This is a genomic window from Micromonospora sp. C51 (assembly GCF_018070435.1).
GTDB classification, from domain to species: Bacteria; Actinomycetota; Actinomycetes; order Mycobacteriales; family Micromonosporaceae; genus Micromonospora; species Micromonospora sediminimaris.
Genome location: NZ_JAGPXQ010000020.1, coordinates 33012 through 49738, shown reverse-complemented (window position 1 = coordinate 49738; position 16727 = coordinate 33012). Strand labels below are relative to the sequence as shown.

Genomic DNA, 16727 nt, shown 5'->3' with positions numbered 1-16727 from the left:
TGGCAGCCGGTCAGAGGCGGTCGGCGGCGACGAGGCGGTCACCGGTGAAGGCGAGCAGCCAACCGCCGCCCTTGCCGGTGGTCCAGTCGCCGCACCGCCCGGCCAACCGCTCCAGCGCGCCGGGAATCACCTTGCCCTGACTGCACACCGCCGCCGGTTCCCCGGCGGCGCCCAGCGCCGCCAGGCGGGCGGCGGCGGCCAGCACGCACTCGTCGGGCTGCTGGCCGGCGCTCGGCTCGTCCAGGTCACCGCAGATCTCGATCGGCAGATCCAACAACGCGGCCGCCGGGTCGAGGGTCTGCACGCACCGGCGGGGCGAGGCGGAGAGCAGCCGTGCCGGGCGGATCAGCCCGATCAGCGGTGCCAACGCGTGCGCCTCGGACCAGCCACGGGCGTCCAGCGGTCGCCCGGTGTCCGGGCCGGGCCAGGCCAGCCGCTTGCCGGCGTGGCCGTGCCGCACCAGCACCAGGGCCGCGGTGACCGGCGGCAGCGCCGCGAACGCGGCCAGCACCTCCACGTCGTGCGGATAGCTCACCAGGGTCATCGCGTCGTCCACAGTCAGCCAACGGATCTCGTCGACCTCGGTGTCCGGCTGGAATCCGCCGGTGCCCACCGCCCGCATCGACCAGTAGTCGACCACCTTGAGTCGGCCTTCGCTGCGGTACCGCACCGAAGGCAGCCGTAGCTGCGGCGCGGCCTGCGCGTCGGCCTCCTCGGCAACCTCGCGGGCGGCGGCCAGCAACGGATGCTCGCCCGGCTCCAACTTGCCCTTCGGCAGCGTCCAGTCCCCGTACCGGGGCCGGTGCACCAGGCACACCTCGACACGGTCGACCGCCGCCGGTCGCCACACCACGCCGCCGGCCGCCCGGATCGCGGTCACGCCAGCCACCGGGTCCGGCGTCGCCGGCTGGCTCGCCGCCAGGCGTACGGGAAGTCGGCGCGTGCCCGCCGCACGGCTGCCCGCTCGCGTTCCAACAGCCGTCCCGCGGCCACCGCCAACTGATGGTCGGCGGGCCGAGTCTCGGCCACCGCCCGCCAGGTCTCGGCGGCCACCGCTGCGTCCTGGTGCTCACCGAGCAGGTTCTGCACCTTCGCCAGCGCCCGGGCCAACTTCGCCGCGTCGCCGCCGAGCACCGGCGCCACCGCCGTCACCGCCGAACGGGCCTGCTTGCCCTGTTTGCGCACGGTGTGCCACTGCTCGTCGGGCCCGGTCGGATGCAACATCGTGACGCCGCCGGGCTTCTTCGTCGTGCCGGCCAGCCGCCGCCACGGACGGGCCACGATTCGAGGCAGCACCCGCCGGGCCGGTGCGTCCGACCGGGGCGTGAGTCGTGGCGCCCGGGCGGCCAACACCAGCGCGTCGACCAGGGCGAGGTACCGGGGCGAGCGCAGCGCCTCGTCGACCCCGGTCAGCGCCTCCTCCTGCCAACCGGCGAGCACGGCGTCCAGCCGGTCGACTGCCGCCGGGTCCACCGGGCTGACCGGGTCGGCGGCGGCGGTGCGACGCAACCGCTCCCGCAGCACCTCCGTGTCCCGGGCCGGCCCCAGGGCATCCGCCAGCCACTTCAACTCGGTACGCAGCGGCCGGGCCCACGCGGGGCGGACCAGCGGGCCGAAGGTCTTCAGGTCACTGCGTAACCGCCGGCAGGCCACCCGCATCTGGTGCACGGCGGTGTCGTCGTCGCCGACCGGTGCGCGCAGCCGGACCAGCGGGTCGTGTGCCAACAGCCGAGCCACCTCACGGCGTACCGCCTCGGTGACCACCGCCGCGGCACTCGGATCGGCCGGCAACTCGTCCGGGGCCACCAGGTCCGGTTCGGCGGTGGCCGCCCGGCCGAGCGCGCGTACGTGCTTGGGAGTGAAGTCGCCACCCTGGGCGCCGGCAGCACGCAGCAGCTCGGTGAGCCGGTCGAGCAGTGCCCCGTCACCGGCCTTGCGCTCGACCTCCACCTCGCGGAAGGCACTTGTGGTGGCACCCTCGGCGTCCAGCACGGTGACCTGGTCGTCGACCACCTCGACCAGCACCCGGCCGGTCTCGTCGACGATCTCCTGAGCGTGCCGGACGGTGCGCACCACCGCCGCCGGGGTCAGCGCGGCGCCCCGGTGATACACCGTGACCAGCTCGACCAGTTCCGTCGGCATCGCGTCGACGGCGCCTGGGCGGGAGATCTCGTGGCGGAGGCCGGGGCTGCCGGTCGGCAACTTCACCGTCCACGGCACCTCGTCACCCTCGCGGTACCGCAGCGAGACGCCCGCCCGGGCCAGCCGGAGATCCACGGTGTCGTGGTAGGTGGCGACGAGGGTCGCCGGTGCCAGCGCCCGGACGCTCCCCGAGGCCGGCACGGCGGGGGAGAGGTCGGGCAGCAGCCACCCGGACTTCACCGTGAACTTCCGTTCCTCCTCGACCATCTGCTCAGCCTATTCCGATCCGGTCAGCCGGCCGTACTGCCGACGCGACGCAGCAGCAGGTGCTGAAGGTGGCTCAGCGGTGCCTCCGGCCGGCCCGCCCGGCGGCTCCAGGTGCCGTCGCCGGCCAGCTCGAACGCGTCCACGTCGGGGCTCATCGCGGCACTGAGCACATGGTCCAGCTCGGCCCGGGCCACCGGGTCGGTGACCTGGACCAGCGCCTCCACCCGTCGATCCAGGTTGCGGTGCATCAGGTCGGCGGAGCCGATCCAGAACTCCGCGTCGCCGTTGTTGCCGAAGCGGAAGACCCGCGAGTGTTCCAGGAAGCGGCCGAGGATCGAGTGCACCCGGATGTTCTCCGACAGCCCGGGTACTCCCGGTCGCAACGTGCACATCCCTCGGATGATCAGATCGACGTGCACACCGGCCTGGGAGGCCCGGTACAGCGCGTCGGTGATCTCCTCGTCGACCAGCGAGTTGACCTTGAACTGGACGAGCCCCGGCATGCCCAGCCGGACGTGGTTGATCTCCCGTTCGATCCGCTCGATCAGGCCGCTGCGGATGCCCTGCGGTGCCACCAGCAGCCGCCGGTACGCGGTCTGCCGGCTGTACCCGGTGAGCACGTTGAACAGGTCGGTCAGGTCGGCGCCGATCTCCGGGTCGGCGGTGAGCATGCCGAAGTCCTCGTAGAGCCGGGCGGTCTTCGGATGGTAGTTGCCGGTGCCGATGTGGCAGTAACGGCGGATCTGGTTGCCCTCCTGGCGTACCACCAGGGCGGTCTTGCAGTGGGTCTTGAGACCGACCAGGCCGTACACCACGTGGCAGCCGGCCCGTTCCAGGGTCCGGGCCCACCCGATGTTCGCCACCTCGTCGAAGCGGGCCTTCAACTCGACGAGCACCACCACCTGCTTGCCGGCGGCGGCGGCGTCGACAAGCGCGTCCACGATCGGTGAGTCACCGCTGGTGCGGTAGAGCGTCTGCTTGATGGCCAGCACGTTCGGGTCGGCGGCGGCCTGCTCGATGAAGCGTTGCACGCTGGTGGCGAAGGAGTGGTACGGGTGATGCACCAGCACGTCGCCGTCGCGCAGGGTGGCGAAGACGCTGCGCGGCACCTCGCCCTCGGCGAGCCGCGGATGGGTGGCCGGGACGAACGGCGGGTCCTTCAGATCGGGCCGGTCGGCCTCGCCGTACAGCTGCCACAGCGCGGAGAGATCCAGCAGGCCCCGGACCCGCAGCACGTCCTGGGTATCCATGTCCAGTTCCCGGACGAGCAGTTCCAGCATGTGGTCGGAGATCGAGGCGGCCACCTCCAACCGTACCGGCGGGCCGAAGCGGCGCCGGGCCAGTTCCCGCTCCAGCGCCTGGAGCAGATCCTCGTCCCGGTCCTCGTCGACCTCGACCTCGGCGTTGCGGGTGACCCGGAACAGGTGGCACTCGACCACCTGCATGCCGGAGAAGAGCTGACCTAGGTGCACCGAGATGAGATCTTCCACCGGCAGCATGCGGACCCCGGCATGGTCCCGGTCGACCCGGACGAACCGGGGCACGTTGTTGGGCACCTTCACCCGGGCGAACAGCTCCGGCCCGCCGTCCGGATCGCGTACCGCGACAGCCAGGTTGAGCGATCGGCCCGAGATGTACGGGAACGGGTGGGCCGGGTCGACCGCCAGCGGGGTGAGCACCGGGAAGATCTTCTCCCGGAAGTAGGTGCGCAGCCGTTCCCGCTCGGCATCGCCGAGGTCGGACCAGCGCAGCACCCGGATGTCCTCGGCGGCGAGCTTCGGCACCAGGTCGTCGACGTAACAGGCGGCCTGCCGGGCCACCAGCGCGGCGGCCTTCTCGGAGATCAGCGCGAGTTGGGTACGCAGGGGCAGCCCGTCGCCGCCCCGTACCGGTAGGCCGGCGGAGAGCCGGCGTTGCAGCCCGGCCACCCGCACCATGTAGAACTCGTCGAGGTTGCTGGCGAAGATGGCCAGGAACTTGGCCCGCTCCAGCAACGGGTTGTTCTGGTCCTCGGCCAGGGCGAGCACCCGGGCGTTGAAGTCGAGCCAGGACAGCTCCCGGTTGAGGAACCGGTCTTCCGGCAGCGGATGGGCCGGCGTCGGGTCGTCGGCGGGCTGCGGCAGGCCCGGTTCCGAGACCGGATCCAGCACCTCCTCCAGCCCGGCGGAGGCCGCCGCCGGGTCGTTGGCCGGGGCGTCGTCGGGGATCGGGCGGGTGCTCTGGAACCGCCCGTCGGTCCCCCGGGGGCGACCTCCGTTGCGGCTGGTGGTGTCGTCGGTGGCGGCGGGGCTGGGGTGGCGTTCGCGAGGGGTGCTCACCCGCCCATAATCACCCGAACTCGGTTAACGCAAAATGAACTTGCGGCGGGTTGTCAGGACATCGTCGGCAGTGTCACGCGTACGACGTCGCCGGCGGCGTCGGTCTCCACGCGGACCCGCTGGCCGAGGCGGAGCAGGCGCAGCCCGGAGGCGTCGAACGCCCGGGCCGGGAAGGGCAGCTCGGTGCCGTCGTCCAGCAGCAGCAGCCCGCTGCGGCTCGCCGCGTCGAAGGTCGCCACCGTGCCCTGCATGCCAGCACCGTACCGAACCGTGGGGCGCGGTGCGTGAACGCCCGCGCCGTCAGGTCGAGAAGGATTCGGTGAAACAGCCGACGGTCAGCGCCGCGGTGCGCGAACCCAGCCCGAGCCGCGCCGCGGCGGCCAGGTCGTCGGCGGTGTCCACGTCGCGCCGCAGGCTCGGCCAGTCGCCGGTGAGCGGGCGGGCGCCGCTGGCCGCGTGCGCGGCGGCCGAGCCGGCTCCGAAGCGCGGATCCAGGGGTACGCCCGGCGGGGCGGCCAGCAGCACGGTGCCGGTGCCCGGCGTGTCGGCCACGAACCGGCGTATCCCCGGCGGACCGGTCAGCGCCGCGTGCAGCGCCGCCGCCAGCTCGGCCGGCCGCAGGGCGGGCAGATCGGCGGTGAGCCCGGCCACCCAGCCGGCGACGTCCGCCACGCCGTGCCGGAACGCGGCGTTGAGCCCGGCGTCCGCGACGTCCGGCAGTACCCGGGCACCACTGGACCGGGCCGTGCCGGTGACCTGGGCGTCATCGGTGACCACCACTATCTCGGCCACCCCCGGGCAGGCCCGCACCGCGGCCAGCGTGTCGGCGGCCAGCGCCAGGGCCAGATCCTGATGGGGTACGCCCGGCAGCCCGCCACGCAGCCGGGTCTTCGCGGCTGCCAGGCGTTTGACCGGCACCACCACCGTCCAGGGCTGTGTCACACCTGCCATCCTGCCAGCCGGGCGGCGGTACCCTCACTGGCCGTACCCGGGGCGAGCAGGCATGATTTCGGCTGCGGACCTCACCGGGCTTCTCCGGTGGGCGGGTCGGGGCGGGCACGAGGAGGCACGGTGGGTCGGCGGAGGCTGGGATTCTGGCAATGGTTCGCCGTGGTGCTGGTGAAGCCGGTGATGACCGTCTGGACCCGGCGTACCTGGCGGGGCATGGAGCACCTGGACCAGGACGGTCCCGTGATCATCGTGCCGAACCACATCTCGCACGCCGACCCGCTGGTCTCGGCGCACTTCGTCTACGACGCCGGGCGGTGGCCGCAGTTCCTCGGCAAGGCGAGCGTGTTCAAGGTGCCGGTGATCGGCTGGATCCTGCACCGGTGTAAGCAGATTCCGGTCGAGCGGGGCTCGGTCGACGCGGTGAAGTCGCTGGACGCCCTGGTCAAGGCGCTCGACGCGGGCGGAGCCGTGATCATCTACCCGGAGGGCACCACCAGCCGGGAACCGGACCTGTGGCCGATGAAGGGCAAGACCGGCGCGGCCCGGCTGGCGCTGGCCACCGGCGCCCCGGTGGTGCCGCTGGCGATGTGGGGACCGGAGCGGATCTTCGATCCGCGGCGGGCCCGGATCAACCTGCGCCCCCGGATTCCGGTGACCGTGGTCGCCGGGCCACCGATCGACCTGAGCCGCTGGGCCGGCGCCGCCCCGAGCCGCCAGGTGCTGGAGGAGATGACCGACGTGATCATGCTGCGCCTGCGGGACATGCTCGCCGACATCCGGGGCGGGACACCACCGCCGCTGTGGCAGCGCACCACCCGCCCGCAGCCCGACCGCCAGCGTCCGGAGGCGGCAGCATGAGCGAGCGTCAGCGAGTGAATCATCGGTGCGGTGCGTTGGTGCCTCATGACGGCATGGAGCGTCAGCGGAGTGCCGGCATGAGCGAGCGTCAGCGAGTGAATCATCGGTGCGGTGCGGTGGTGCCTCACGACGATGCCGACCGCAGGGAGGCGGCGGCGTGAGTGGGCAGGTGGCGGTGCTGGGGGCGGGATCCTGGGGTACGGCGTTCGCGAAGATCCTCGCCGACGCCGGCCGGGAGGTGACGCTCTGGGCGCGGCGACAGTCGATCGCCGACGTGATCCGCGCGGAGCGGCGCAACCCGGAGTACCTGCCCGGGGTGGTGCTGCCGGAGCGGGTCACCGGAACCGGCGACCCCGTTGAGGCGATCAAGGGCGCTGAGATGGTGGTGCTCGCGGTGCCGTCGCAGACCCTACGTGGCAACCTCGCCGAGTGGGTGGAGCACCTGCACCCCGAGGCCACCCTGGTGTCGCTGATGAAGGGCATCGAGCTCGGCACCACCAAGCGGATGAGCGAAGTGATCGTCGAGACCGCCGAGGTCGCGGCCGACCGGGTGGTGGTGGTCTCCGGCCCCAACCTGGCGCCGGAGATCGCCGCGGAGCAACCCGCCGCCACCGTGGTCGCCTGCACCGATTCCGACCGGGCCACCCTGGTGCAGCGGTCGATCACCACGCCCTACTTCCGCCCGTACACCAACGACGACGTGATCGGCTGCGAGCTGGGCGGGGCGGTCAAGAACGTGATCGCGCTGGCGTACGGGATCGCCACCGCGATGGGTTTCGGGCACAACACCCGGGCGATGCTGGTCACCCGTGGGCTGGCCGAGACAGCCCGGCTCGGGGTGGCCCTCGGCGCGGATCCGCTCACCTTCGCGGGTCTCGCCGGGATGGGTGATCTGGTGGCCTCCTGCTCGTCGCCGTCGGCCCGCAACCGCACCTTCGGCGAGCACCTCGGTCGGGGTGCCAGCCTGGAGGAGGCGCGGGTGGCCACCCGGCAGACCGCCGAGGGGGTCAAGAGTGCGCTGGCGATCCGGGATCTGGCCCGCGCGCACGGGGTGGAGATGCCGATCACCGAGCAGGTCGAGTTGGTCTGCCACGAGGGGGTGGACCCGCGACTGGCGGTCCAGGCCCTGATGAGCCGTACCACGAAGCCGGAGTGAGCAGCACCATGAGCGAGCGTGACGCCCCGCAGCCGTATGACCACCCGTCGCCGGGGGACGGCACCCGATGCGTGCACGCCGGCCTGCCCGAGCCCACCCCCGGCACGCCGTTCCTGCCCGGGCCGGTGTTCGCCGCGCCGTACCATCTCGACCCCCGGCAGGGGCCGGCGGCGTCGCCGAACGGGTACGGGCGTCCGGACAATCCGACCCGGCGGCTGCTGGAGGCCGCGGTGGGTGAGCTTGAGGGCGGCGACTGCCGGGTCTTCGCCAGCGGGCAGGCGGCGATAACCGGGTTGCTGCTGGCGGTGCTGCGGGCCGGCGACGTGGTGGTGCTGCCCGCCGACGGGTACTTCCCGGTGCGCGCGTTCGCCACCGACACCCTTGCCGGCAACGGCGTACGGGTGCTGTTCGCGCCGACCGTCGGGCCGTACCCGGACCTCGACGGGGTACGGCTGGTGCTGGTGGAGACGCCGGCCAACCCGGGGCTCGACGTCGTGGACCTGCCGGCGCTGGCCGAGCAGGCGCACGCCGCCGGTGCGTTGCTGGCGGTGGACAACACCACCGCGACCCCGCTCGGGCAGCGGCCGCTGGACCTCGGTGCCGACGTGGTCGTGGCCTCCGGCACCAAGGCGTTGACCGGGCACTCCGATCTGTTGCTCGGCTATGTCGCCACCCGGTCGGCGGAGCTGCTGTCGACGGTCACCGCCTGGCGTACCGCGACCGGTTCGGTGCCCGGCGCGTTCGACGCCTGGCTGGCCCACCGGTCGTTGGCCACCCTCGATCTGCGCCTGGCCCGGCAGACGGCGAACGCGGCGGCGCTGGCCCGGCTGCTGGCCGACCGCGTCAACGTCTCCGGCCTGCGCTGGCCGGGCCTGCCGGAGGACCCGGCGTATCCGGTGGCGACGCGGCAACTGCGCCGGATGCCGGGCGTGCTCTCTTTCGATCTCGGCAGCGCCCACCGGGTCGCCCGCTTCCTCGACGCGGCCCGGCTGGTCGCCGCAGCGACCTCTTTTGGCGGCCTGCACACCACGGCGGACAGGCGGGCACAGTGGGGCGACGACACCGAGCCCGGTTTCGTCCGGCTTTCCTGCGGGGTGGAGGACACCGCCGACCTGGTCGCCGATGTCACGGCCGCGCTGGAGGCAGCCGCCTGATGGGCGCACCGGTCTCCCCGGCCGCGTACGAAGCCCTGGTCGCCCGGTTGCGGCAGGCCGGTTGCGTGTGGGCCGAGGAGGAGGCTCGCCTGCTGGTGGCGGCGGGCGGCGGCCCGCAGAGGCTGGCGGGGCTGGTCGACCGGCGGGTCGCCGGTGAGCCGCTGGAGTACCTGCTGGGCTGGGCGGAGTTCTGCGGTGAACGGATCGACGTCGACCCGGGCGTCTTCGTGCCCCGGGCGCGTACCGCCCTGCTGGTCTCGGCGGCGGCCCGGGTGACCGGACCGGCCGCGACCGTGGTGGAGCTGTGTTGTGGCTCCGGTGCGATCAGCCGGGTGCTGGCGCGTCGGCTCGTCGCGCCCCGGCTGCTGGCCGCGGTCGACGTGGATCCGGCGGCGGTGGCCTGCGCCCGGCGGAACCTGACCGCCGTGGGGGCGCCGGTCTTCGCCGGTGACCTCTTCGATCCACTACCGGCGGCCTGGCGCGGTCGCCTCGACCTGGTGGTGGCCAACGCCCCGTACGTGCCGACGGCGGCGATGGCGCTGCTGCCTCCGGAGGCGCGCCGGTACGAATCCGCCGCGGCGCTCGACGGTGGGCCCGACGGGCTGGCCGTGCTGCGCCGGCTGGCCGCTGCCGCGCCGGACTGGCTCGCGCCCGGCGGGCATCTGGTGGTGGAGGTCGGCCAGGGGCAGGTGGACCGGTTCCGGGCGGTGCTGACCGAGGTCGGACTGGTGCCGTCGGTGGTACGCGACGAAGCCTCCGACGCCATCGCGATGCTGGGTCGATACCCGGACGACGTGGCGGGCGGGCGGTACGAGAACTAGCCTCACGTCAGGTGTGACGGCGGGAGGCGGAACTCGGGTGGACAGCGCAACGGTGGTCGTCGGGATCGACAACGGTGGCACGACCAACAACGCCACCGTGCTCACGCTCGACGGACGATTCCTGGTCGACCGCCTGGTGGAGACGCCGAGCCGGGTGCAGGAGGGCCCGGAGGCGGCGGTGGCGGCGATGGCGGACGCCTTCGACGGCGTGCTGGCCCTCACCGGGGTGCCCCGCGAACAGGTCGGTGCGGTCGGTCTGGACACGCCCGGTCCGGCCAGTGCCAGCGGCGTCATCTCGTCGAAGGGCTCCACGAACTTCTCCCAGCCGGCCTGGCGCGGCTATGACGTGCGGGGCGCCCTCGAACGTCGGCTTGGGCTACCGGTGATCTACCACAACGACGGCAATGCCGCTGCGCTCTACGCCCATCACGTCCACTTCGGGGCCGACGCGATGCGGTGCTCGTCGGTGTCGGCGATCGTCGGCACCGGACTGGGTGGCGGCCTGGTCGAGCACGGCCGGGTGATCTCCGGCGCGGCGGGAATGGCCGGCGAGCTGGGACATGTGCAGATTCCGTTGACCACCGTGTTGGCACCGGGTCAACCGGTGCCGATCTGCGCCTGCGGCTTCGCCGGTGACGTCGAGAGCGTCGTGTCGTTGACCGCGATCGAGCACAACCTGTTGCCGTACTGGTTGACCCGCTTTCCGGGGCATCCGCTGATCGGTGAGTCGCCGGAGCGCGCGGCGAAGCTGGTACGCGGCTACGGCGAGCGGGGCGACGAACTGGCCCGGGAAGTCTTCGCCCAGCAGGCGAGGGCACTGGGCGCGCTGTTCACCATCGCGTCGAACTTCACCGATCCGCACGCCTACTTCGTCGGTGGTGGGGTGGTGGAGACGGACGCGGCGTTCCGCGACTGGTTCCTGGCCGCCGTGCGCGAGCACACCCTGCTCCGGGCGGAACAGGCTGCCCTGGCCACCTTCGCACTGGTGCCGGACCGCGACATGGCTGGTGCGCGGGGCGTGGCGCTGGCGGCGCTGGAGGCGTTCCGTGCGCTGCCGTCGCCGCCACCGCTGGTCGGCGACTAGGCGGAGGGGCTGACCGGGCCGGCGGTGCCCTTACCGGCCCGGTCAGCGGCTCTGGGGTGTGGTCCCTCCGCGGCTCAGCGGGTCGGCGGAGCCTGGGCGAAGGCGGTCCACGCCGACGGCCGGAAGATCAGCAGCGGGCCGTGCGGGTCCTTGGAGTCGCGTACGGCGACCGTGCCGGGGACGACCGCCATCTCGACGCAGGCGCCCTCGTCACCGCTGTGGCTGCTCTTGCGCCAGCCCGTCACGGCCGCCGCGCCGTTGGTCGTCGGTGTCATCGCATTACCGTCCCTTCAGGAGTTTGAAGATTGCCTCGCGGCTGTCCGTCGGGCTGAGCGCGACGGTGCGCAGGTGCTCCATGATCTTGGTGCAGGTACGCAGGTCGCCGGGACGGTCGAGGATCATCTGCCCGGCGACCGTCTCCACGGAGGCGATGATCGGGTCCTCCGGGTCGGCGAACTCGAGGATGTGCAGGGAGCCACGGGTACCCCGGTGGTAGCCGGCGACCAGTGGGATCACCTGGACGGTGATGTTCGGTAGCTCGCTCATCTTGAGCAGGTGGCTCAGCTGCCCCTGTTGCGCGGAATCGTCACCCACCGGACGGAGCAGCGCGGCCTCGTCGAGAATCGCGTCGAAGATCGGCGGGTCCTCCTCGAAGATCCGCTGTTGCCGGTCCAGCCGCATGCGCACCCGCTCCTCGACGTCGTTGTCGCTGAGGGTGTGTGGCCCGCCCCGCATCACGCCGCGGATGTAGTCGGCGGTCTGCAACAGCCCAGGCACCACCGACGGCTCGAAGTTCGCGATGGCGACGGCCTCAGCCTCCAGCGCTATGAAGTCGATGGTGCGCCGGTCGAGCAGGTACGAGTAGGACACCCACCAGCCTGGCTTGCGCGCGTCCTTGGCGAGCTGGACGGCGGCCGCGACCTCGTCCGCGCCGACTCCGTAGAGGGTGAGCAACGCGCGCACGGTGGCCGGGTTGACCAGGGTCTGCGCGTTCTCGTAGCGGGAGAGCGTGCTGCGGGTGCTGTTGATCTCGTCGGCCGCGGTCTCCAGGGTGAGGCCGGCGGCCTCCCGATGGTGGCGCAGGGCGATGCCCAATCGACGGGCACGTGCGGTCTTCGGAGCCATGTATAGATGGTCGCACGTATTTGGGAAGCTGTACATGAGAGAACGCCAGTGAGAGTTGCATTCATGCCCATGGAGCTGTCAATCTGTTAGCGCGTCCTCACCGCCGGTTGTCGTGGCGACGGTGGTGGTGAGCGACCGGAGGGGATGAGGCGCGCGGCGGTCGGGTTTTCCCCCGTACCCGACCGTCGCGTGCCACGCCAGGAGGTCGGCTACCGGAAGGGCATCGACGTGCAGACTGGTCAGCGGGTTTTCGGCGAGCGCCGGGACGGCCGGCGATGACACGTTTCCTGGTGGTGCTGACCGACGTCCGCCCGTACGAGGTGGATGGTCGGAACGAGCGGCTGGCCCCGGAGCGACGCCGCCAGGTGGTCGGCGCGAACAGTCGCGAGGCCGCCGACCGGATCGCCGGCGCCTTCATGGCGCTCGGCATGGTGCGGGCCGGCCGGCAGCGGGTCAAGGTGCTCGCCATCGGCCGCCGGCACGCGTACGGCGAGCGTGAGCTGGCCGGCTGACCCCGACCGCACGATTACGTTCCGTATATGGCTAGTTGACCGTTTGCGGCCGTGTTGCGTTCCCGCAGGGTATCGGCTACCCCCGTCCGCCACGCACAGTAAGGTCATCCGGGAGAGCGCCAGCAGTGCGTCCCGGAAAGGTGATCACAGTGACCACCCCAGGCAAGACCCGCGTGGCGATCGTCTTCGGCGGCCGCAGCCCGGAACATGGCATCTCGTGCGTCAGCGCCGGCAGTGTGCTCGGCGCGCTGGATCCGGACGAGTTCGAGGTGGTGCCGGTCGGTATCACCCGGGCCGGCCAGTGGGTGCTCACCAACGGCGACCCCGGTCAGTTGGCGATCAACGCCCGTCGGCTGCCGGAGATCACCGCGGAGTCCGGCACGGACATCGTGCTGCGCACCGACCCCACCGGCGGCGGGCTGCTCGTGCTCGACCCGACCGAAGGGCCCCGGGCGCTCGCCGACGTGGACGTGGTCTTCCCCGTGCTGCACGGCGCCTACGGTGAGGACGGCACCATCCAGGGCATGCTGGAGATGGCCGGCATCCCGTACGTCGGGGCGAAGGTCTTCGCCTCGGCCGCCGCGATGGACAAGGAGTTCACCAAGAAGCTCTGCGCCGCCGAGGGCATTCCGGTCGGCCCGTACGCGGTGCTGCGCAGCGGAACCACGCTGAGCGAGGCGGACAAGCAGCGGCTGGGCCTGCCGGTCTTCGTCAAGCCCTCCCGGGCCGGCTCGTCCTTCGGCATCACCAAGGTCAACGACTGGGCCGACCTGGACACGGCCCTCGCCACCGCCCGGGAGATCGACAGCAAGGTGCTGGTCGAGGGCGCCATCGTCGGCCGGGAGATCGAGTGCGGCGTGCTGGAGGGCGAGGCCGGCGGCGCGCCGGAGGCGTCCGTGCTGGCCGAGGTCCGGGTGGTCGGCGACTACGACTTCTACGACTTCGAGGCCAAGTACATCGACGCGGAGTCCGCCTGCGAGTACGACATCCCGGCCGACCTGCCGGAGCGGGTCACCCGGCAGGTGCGCGACTACGCCGTACGCGCCTTCACCGCGCTGGACTGCGCCGGCCTGGCCCGTGTCGACTTCTTCGTCACGCCCGACCTCGACGTCTACCTCAACGAGATCAACACGATGCCCGGCTTCACGCCGACGTCGATGTTCCCCCGGATGTGGGCGGCGGCCGGCCTGGAGTACCCGAAGCTTGTCGACCGGCTCATCCGCACCGCGTTGACCAGGGGGCCGGGGCAGCACTGAGCCTCCGCCCCGGCTCTGATCCGCTGGGTCAGGAGGTGCAGCCGGACGGTGCCGTGCCGGACGACCGGATCGACTCGACGATGGTGCCGGAGACCGGGGAGGCCCACTGCAACGCCTCGCCGTAGAAGTGCGGCACCCGCAGGGTCACCGCGGTCTCCCGGTCGACGGTGGTCAGCTCCGTCACGTCGGGCCCCTCCACCGCGTACCAGCAGACCGAGTTGACCAGGTAGAGGTGGTCGTCGGGCTTCACCTCCGGCTCATCGCCACCGCAGGCGACAGTGAGCGCCGGGTCGCCGTACGCGGCGTTCTGCTCCGGCCCGGCGCTCACCGGCCGCTGCGGCAGGTCGCGGATCGAGTCGGGCAGTTGGGACAGCAGGGCGCGGCAGACGACGGTCGGGCGCTCGCCAAGCTGAGGGGCGGCCATCTCGACCGGCGCGGTGGAGACCGGAGCGGGCGTGGTCGCCGACGGCTGCGGCGCGGCGGCCGGCTCCTCCGGCGAGAGGTTGTTCAGCGCGAGCGCACCCACCAGCAGGGCCACCGGCACCGCCACCGCCGCGGCGATCAGCGCCGCACCGCGGTTGCTGCGGTCGGGTGCCTCAGCGCCCGGGCGGTCAGCCTGGGCGACGGGGGATTCAGCATGCTCGTCCACTTACAGGCGCACCACCGAACACGTGAGGGTGCGGGTGATGCCGGGCACCATCTGCACCTTGCTGACAATGAGTTTTCCGAGCTCGTCGACGGTGTTCGCCTCGGTGAGCACGACTACGTCGTACGGCCCGGTGACCGCGTCGACGCGGACCACGCCAGCGAGATCAGCGATCAGACCGGCCACGTCACGTGCCCGGCCGACCTCTGTCTGGATGAGGATGTACGCCTGTACCACGACTCGACCTCCCTCCGTCGCCGCCTGCCAGGCGGCCCGAAGGGAGAAAGTACCTTACGGACCAGGGCAGACCCCGATCGGTGGCCAAGGAGAAGCAGTGAGCGAGCGCAGCGAGCGAGCCATCAGGCTCAGGGCGGTGGTGCCTCACGGTGGCACGAAGCGCAGCGGAGTGCCGTCGTGAGCGAGCGCAGCGAGCGAGCCATCAGGCTCAGGGCGGTGGTGCCTCACGGTGGCACGCAGCGCAGCGGAGTGCCGTCGTGAGCATGCGCAGCGAGCGAGCCATCAGGCTCAGGGCGGTGTCGTCGTGAGTGTCGCGGGTGTCGGCGAGTTCGGGCTGATCGACCGGGTCACCGCCCGGCTGTCGTACGGCCCGACGGTGCTGCTCGGCCCGGGTGACGACGCCGCGGTGGTCGCCGCGCCCGACGCCCGGGTGGTCGCCACCACCGACGTGCTGGTCGAGGGGCGGCACTTCCGCCGGGACTGGTCCGGTCCGCACGACATCGGGCGCCGGGCGGCGGCGGCGAACCTCGCCGACGTGGCGGCCATGGGCGCGGAGCCGACCGCCCTGCTGGTGGCGCTCTGCGTACCGGAGGACGTCGACACCGGCTGGCTGGAGCAACTTGCCGACGGGCTCGGCGCCGAGGCGGCCGGCGTCGGGGCCAGTGTGGTGGGCGGGGACATGTCGGCCAGCCCCACGCTGACCATCGCGGTCACCGCGCTCGGCAACCTGGGTGGTCGGTCACCGGTGACCCGGGCCGGTGCCCGACCCGGTGACCTGCTCGCCCTGGCCGGTCGCACCGGGTACGCGGCGGCCGGGTTCACCGTGCTCTCCCGTGGCTTCCGGACGCCCCGGCTGCTGGTCGAGGCGTACCGGCGGCCGGAGGTGCCCTATCCGGCCGGGCCGCAGGCCGCCCGGCTCGGCGCCACCGCCATGATCGACGTCTCGGACGGGCTGCTCGCCGATCTCGGGCACGTGGCGAAGGCCAGCGGGGTGGCCGTGGACATCACCCGGGACGCCTTCGACGTGCCGCCGCAGATGCGTGACGCCGCGCAGGCGCTCGGCGTCGACCCGTACGCCTGGCTGTTGGCCGGTGGCGACGACCATGCGCTCGCCGCGACCTTTCCCCCGGCGACCGCCCTGCCCCCGGGCTGGCGGGCGATCGGCCGGGTGACCGTGGGCTGCGGTGTGACGGTGGACGGCCGACCGTTCGACGGGCCGGCCGGATGGGACCATTTTCGCTGACCACAGGCCACCCCGCAGGGCGCTGCCAGCCGCGTCGTACCCTGCACGGGTGCACGAGATCGAGATCCACCGGGTGCCGTTCGACTCGCCGGAGGCCCAGCGGTTGATCACCGCGACCCTGGCTGACCTGAGCGCCCGGTACGGCGGCAGCGGCGACGAGACCCCGGTCGACGCGCGCGAGTTCGTGCCGCCGGCCGGGGCGTTCCTGGTCGCCCGGATCGACGGGCAGCCGGTGGGTTGCGGCGGCTGGCGCAGCCACGGCGAGGAGCACGCCGAGGTGAAGCGGATGTACACCGCGCCGGAGGCCCGGGGGCGGGGCGTGGCCCGCACGGTGCTGGCGGCCATCGAACGCTCGGCCCGTGAGCACGGCCGTCGACGGATCATCCTGGAGTGCGGTGACCGGCAGCCCGAGGCGATCGCGTTGTACAAGGCGGCCGGCTACGAGCGGATCCCCAACTTCGGCTTCTACGCCGACGAGCCCGGCTGCCTGTCGTTCGGCCGCACGCTCTGAGCATCCCGCTCGCCGGACACCCGGCACCGGCCTGCGGACACGACAAAACCGGCGGGCCCGCTGGGGCCCGCCGGTGCTGACAGTCGTGATGTCCCGGTGTTACCGCGTCAGGCGCGGGCGACCTTGCCGGCCTTGATGCAGGACGTGCAGACCTTCAGCTTCTTGGTCGTGCCGCCACCGGCCGGGGTGCGCACCGACTGGATGTTCGGGTTCCAGCGGCGGTTGGTCCGCCGGTGCGAGTGGGACACGTTGTGGCCGAAGCCCGGCCCCTTGCCACAGACGTCACACACGCTAGCCACGGGATACTCCTGGGATTGAAACGTTCATGAGGTCGGCACCAGGCGCAGCCCGGGCAACCTGGCCAGGGTACCCGATGCGGAAGTCGCCTGCCCAACCGGGCTCGGCCACCGCCACGGCGCAGCAGGCGATGCGGACGGCAGCGCCCG

At 72.4% G+C, this 16727-nt stretch carries 19 protein-coding genes; 9 read left to right on the top strand and 10 right to left on the bottom strand.

Going from position 1 to position 16727, the window contains the following annotated elements:
* Window positions 1-10 precede the first annotated feature (10 nt).
* Genes KBX50_RS19840 through cofC form a run of 5 tightly spaced genes read right to left on the bottom strand, consistent with a single transcriptional unit; the run spans window position 11 to window position 5669 of the window.
* Complete coding sequence (locus KBX50_RS19840) at window positions 11-889, bottom strand: NUDIX hydrolase (protein ID WP_210938739.1); 879 nt, start codon at window positions 887-889, stop codon at window positions 11-13.
* A complete protein-coding gene (locus KBX50_RS19835) occupies window positions 877-2409 on the bottom strand; it encodes a CYTH and CHAD domain-containing protein (protein ID WP_210938738.1) in 1533 nt (510 codons plus the stop codon). The genes KBX50_RS19840 and KBX50_RS19835 overlap by 13 nt, the downstream gene beginning before the upstream one ends.
* 23 nt (window positions 2410-2432) lie before the next feature.
* A complete protein-coding gene (locus KBX50_RS19830; RefSeq protein WP_210938736.1) occupies window positions 2433-4727 on the bottom strand; it encodes an RNA degradosome polyphosphate kinase in 2295 nt (764 codons plus the stop codon).
* Window positions 4728-4780: 53 nt separating this feature from the next.
* On the bottom strand, window positions 4781-4978 hold the full coding sequence (locus KBX50_RS19825; protein ID WP_210938734.1) for a cold-shock protein: 198 nt from the start codon (window positions 4976-4978) through the stop codon (window positions 4781-4783).
* 49 nt (window positions 4979-5027) lie between these two features.
* The gene (gene cofC / locus KBX50_RS19820; RefSeq protein WP_210938732.1) at window positions 5028-5669 is read right to left on the bottom strand and encodes a 2-phospho-L-lactate guanylyltransferase; all 642 of its coding nucleotides are present in this window, start codon (window positions 5667-5669) and stop codon (window positions 5028-5030) included.
* 129 nt (window positions 5670-5798) lie between these two features.
* Between cofC and KBX50_RS19815 the strand changes: the two genes are divergently transcribed.
* The 5 genes from KBX50_RS19815 to KBX50_RS19795 all read left to right on the top strand — a co-directional run bounded on the left by KBX50_RS19815 (window position 5799) and on the right by KBX50_RS19795 (window position 10751).
* Complete coding sequence (locus KBX50_RS19815) at window positions 5799-6536, top strand: 1-acyl-sn-glycerol-3-phosphate acyltransferase (protein ID WP_210938730.1); 738 nt, start codon at window positions 5799-5801, stop codon at window positions 6534-6536.
* Window positions 6537-6693: 157 nt separating this feature from the next.
* Window positions 6694-7692, top strand: a complete 999-nt coding sequence (locus KBX50_RS19810) for an NAD(P)H-dependent glycerol-3-phosphate dehydrogenase (protein WP_093401731.1) — start codon at window positions 6694-6696, stop codon at window positions 7690-7692.
* An 8-nt stretch (window positions 7693-7700) separates the two neighbouring features.
* Window positions 7701-8846, top strand: a complete 1146-nt coding sequence (locus KBX50_RS19805; RefSeq protein WP_210938728.1) for a cystathionine gamma-lyase — start codon at window positions 7701-7703, stop codon at window positions 8844-8846.
* The gene (locus tag KBX50_RS19800; protein ID WP_210938726.1) at window positions 8846-9667 is read left to right on the top strand and encodes a putative protein N(5)-glutamine methyltransferase; all 822 of its coding nucleotides are present in this window, start codon (window positions 8846-8848) and stop codon (window positions 9665-9667) included. The genes KBX50_RS19805 and KBX50_RS19800 overlap by 1 nt, the downstream gene beginning before the upstream one ends.
* Window positions 9668-9704: 37 nt before the next feature.
* Entirely contained in the window at window positions 9705-10751 is a 1047-nt protein-coding gene (locus KBX50_RS19795; protein ID WP_307871018.1) for an ROK family protein, read from the top strand.
* Window positions 10752-10825: 74 nt separating this feature from the next.
* Here the strand turns inward: KBX50_RS19795 and KBX50_RS19790 are convergent, their stop codons facing one another.
* Together KBX50_RS19790 and KBX50_RS19785 are read right to left on the bottom strand one after the other, a co-directional pair.
* Window positions 10826-11026: a DUF397 domain-containing protein gene (locus KBX50_RS19790; protein ID WP_210938723.1), complete on the bottom strand. Its 201-nt coding sequence runs from the start codon at window positions 11024-11026 to the stop codon at window positions 10826-10828.
* Window positions 11027-11030: 4 nt separating this feature from the next.
* On the bottom strand, window positions 11031-11876 hold the full coding sequence (locus tag KBX50_RS19785) for a helix-turn-helix transcriptional regulator (RefSeq protein WP_093401728.1): 846 nt from the start codon (window positions 11874-11876) through the stop codon (window positions 11031-11033).
* A gap of 275 nt (window positions 11877-12151) precedes the next feature.
* Here KBX50_RS19785 and KBX50_RS19780 point away from each other — a divergent pair, with 275 nt between their 5' ends.
* Window positions 12152-12388: a hypothetical protein gene (locus KBX50_RS19780; protein WP_093401727.1), complete on the top strand. Its 237-nt coding sequence runs from the start codon at window positions 12152-12154 to the stop codon at window positions 12386-12388.
* A 149-nt stretch (window positions 12389-12537) separates the two neighbouring features.
* Entirely contained in the window at window positions 12538-13644 is a 1107-nt protein-coding gene (locus KBX50_RS19775; protein ID WP_210938721.1) for a D-alanine--D-alanine ligase family protein, read from the top strand.
* 28 nt (window positions 13645-13672) lie between these two features.
* Here the strand turns inward: KBX50_RS19775 and KBX50_RS19770 are convergent, their stop codons facing one another.
* Both KBX50_RS19770 and KBX50_RS19765 read right to left on the bottom strand, forming a co-directional pair.
* On the bottom strand, window positions 13673-14293 hold the full coding sequence (locus KBX50_RS19770; RefSeq protein ID WP_210938719.1) for a DUF3515 family protein: 621 nt from the start codon (window positions 14291-14293) through the stop codon (window positions 13673-13675).
* A complete protein-coding gene (locus KBX50_RS19765; protein WP_013284547.1) occupies window positions 14294-14527 on the bottom strand; it encodes an Lrp/AsnC ligand binding domain-containing protein in 234 nt (77 codons plus the stop codon).
* Between the two features lie 304 nt (window positions 14528-14831).
* Here KBX50_RS19765 and KBX50_RS19760 point away from each other — a divergent pair, with 304 nt between their 5' ends.
* Together KBX50_RS19760 and KBX50_RS19755 are read left to right on the top strand one after the other, a co-directional pair.
* Window positions 14832-15770, top strand: a complete 939-nt coding sequence (locus tag KBX50_RS19760; protein WP_210938718.1) for a thiamine-phosphate kinase — start codon at window positions 14832-14834, stop codon at window positions 15768-15770.
* A gap of 49 nt (window positions 15771-15819) precedes the next feature.
* Entirely contained in the window at window positions 15820-16281 is a 462-nt protein-coding gene (locus KBX50_RS19755) for a GNAT family N-acetyltransferase (protein WP_210938716.1), read from the top strand.
* A 107-nt stretch (window positions 16282-16388) separates the two neighbouring features.
* On the opposite strand, the gene rpmB is transcribed toward KBX50_RS19755, so the two are convergent.
* Window positions 16389-16580, bottom strand: coding sequence for a 50S ribosomal protein L28 (rpmB, locus tag KBX50_RS19750; protein ID WP_093401721.1), 192 nt, complete (start codon window positions 16578-16580; stop codon window positions 16389-16391).
* Between the last annotated feature and the right edge of the window lie 147 nt (window positions 16581-16727).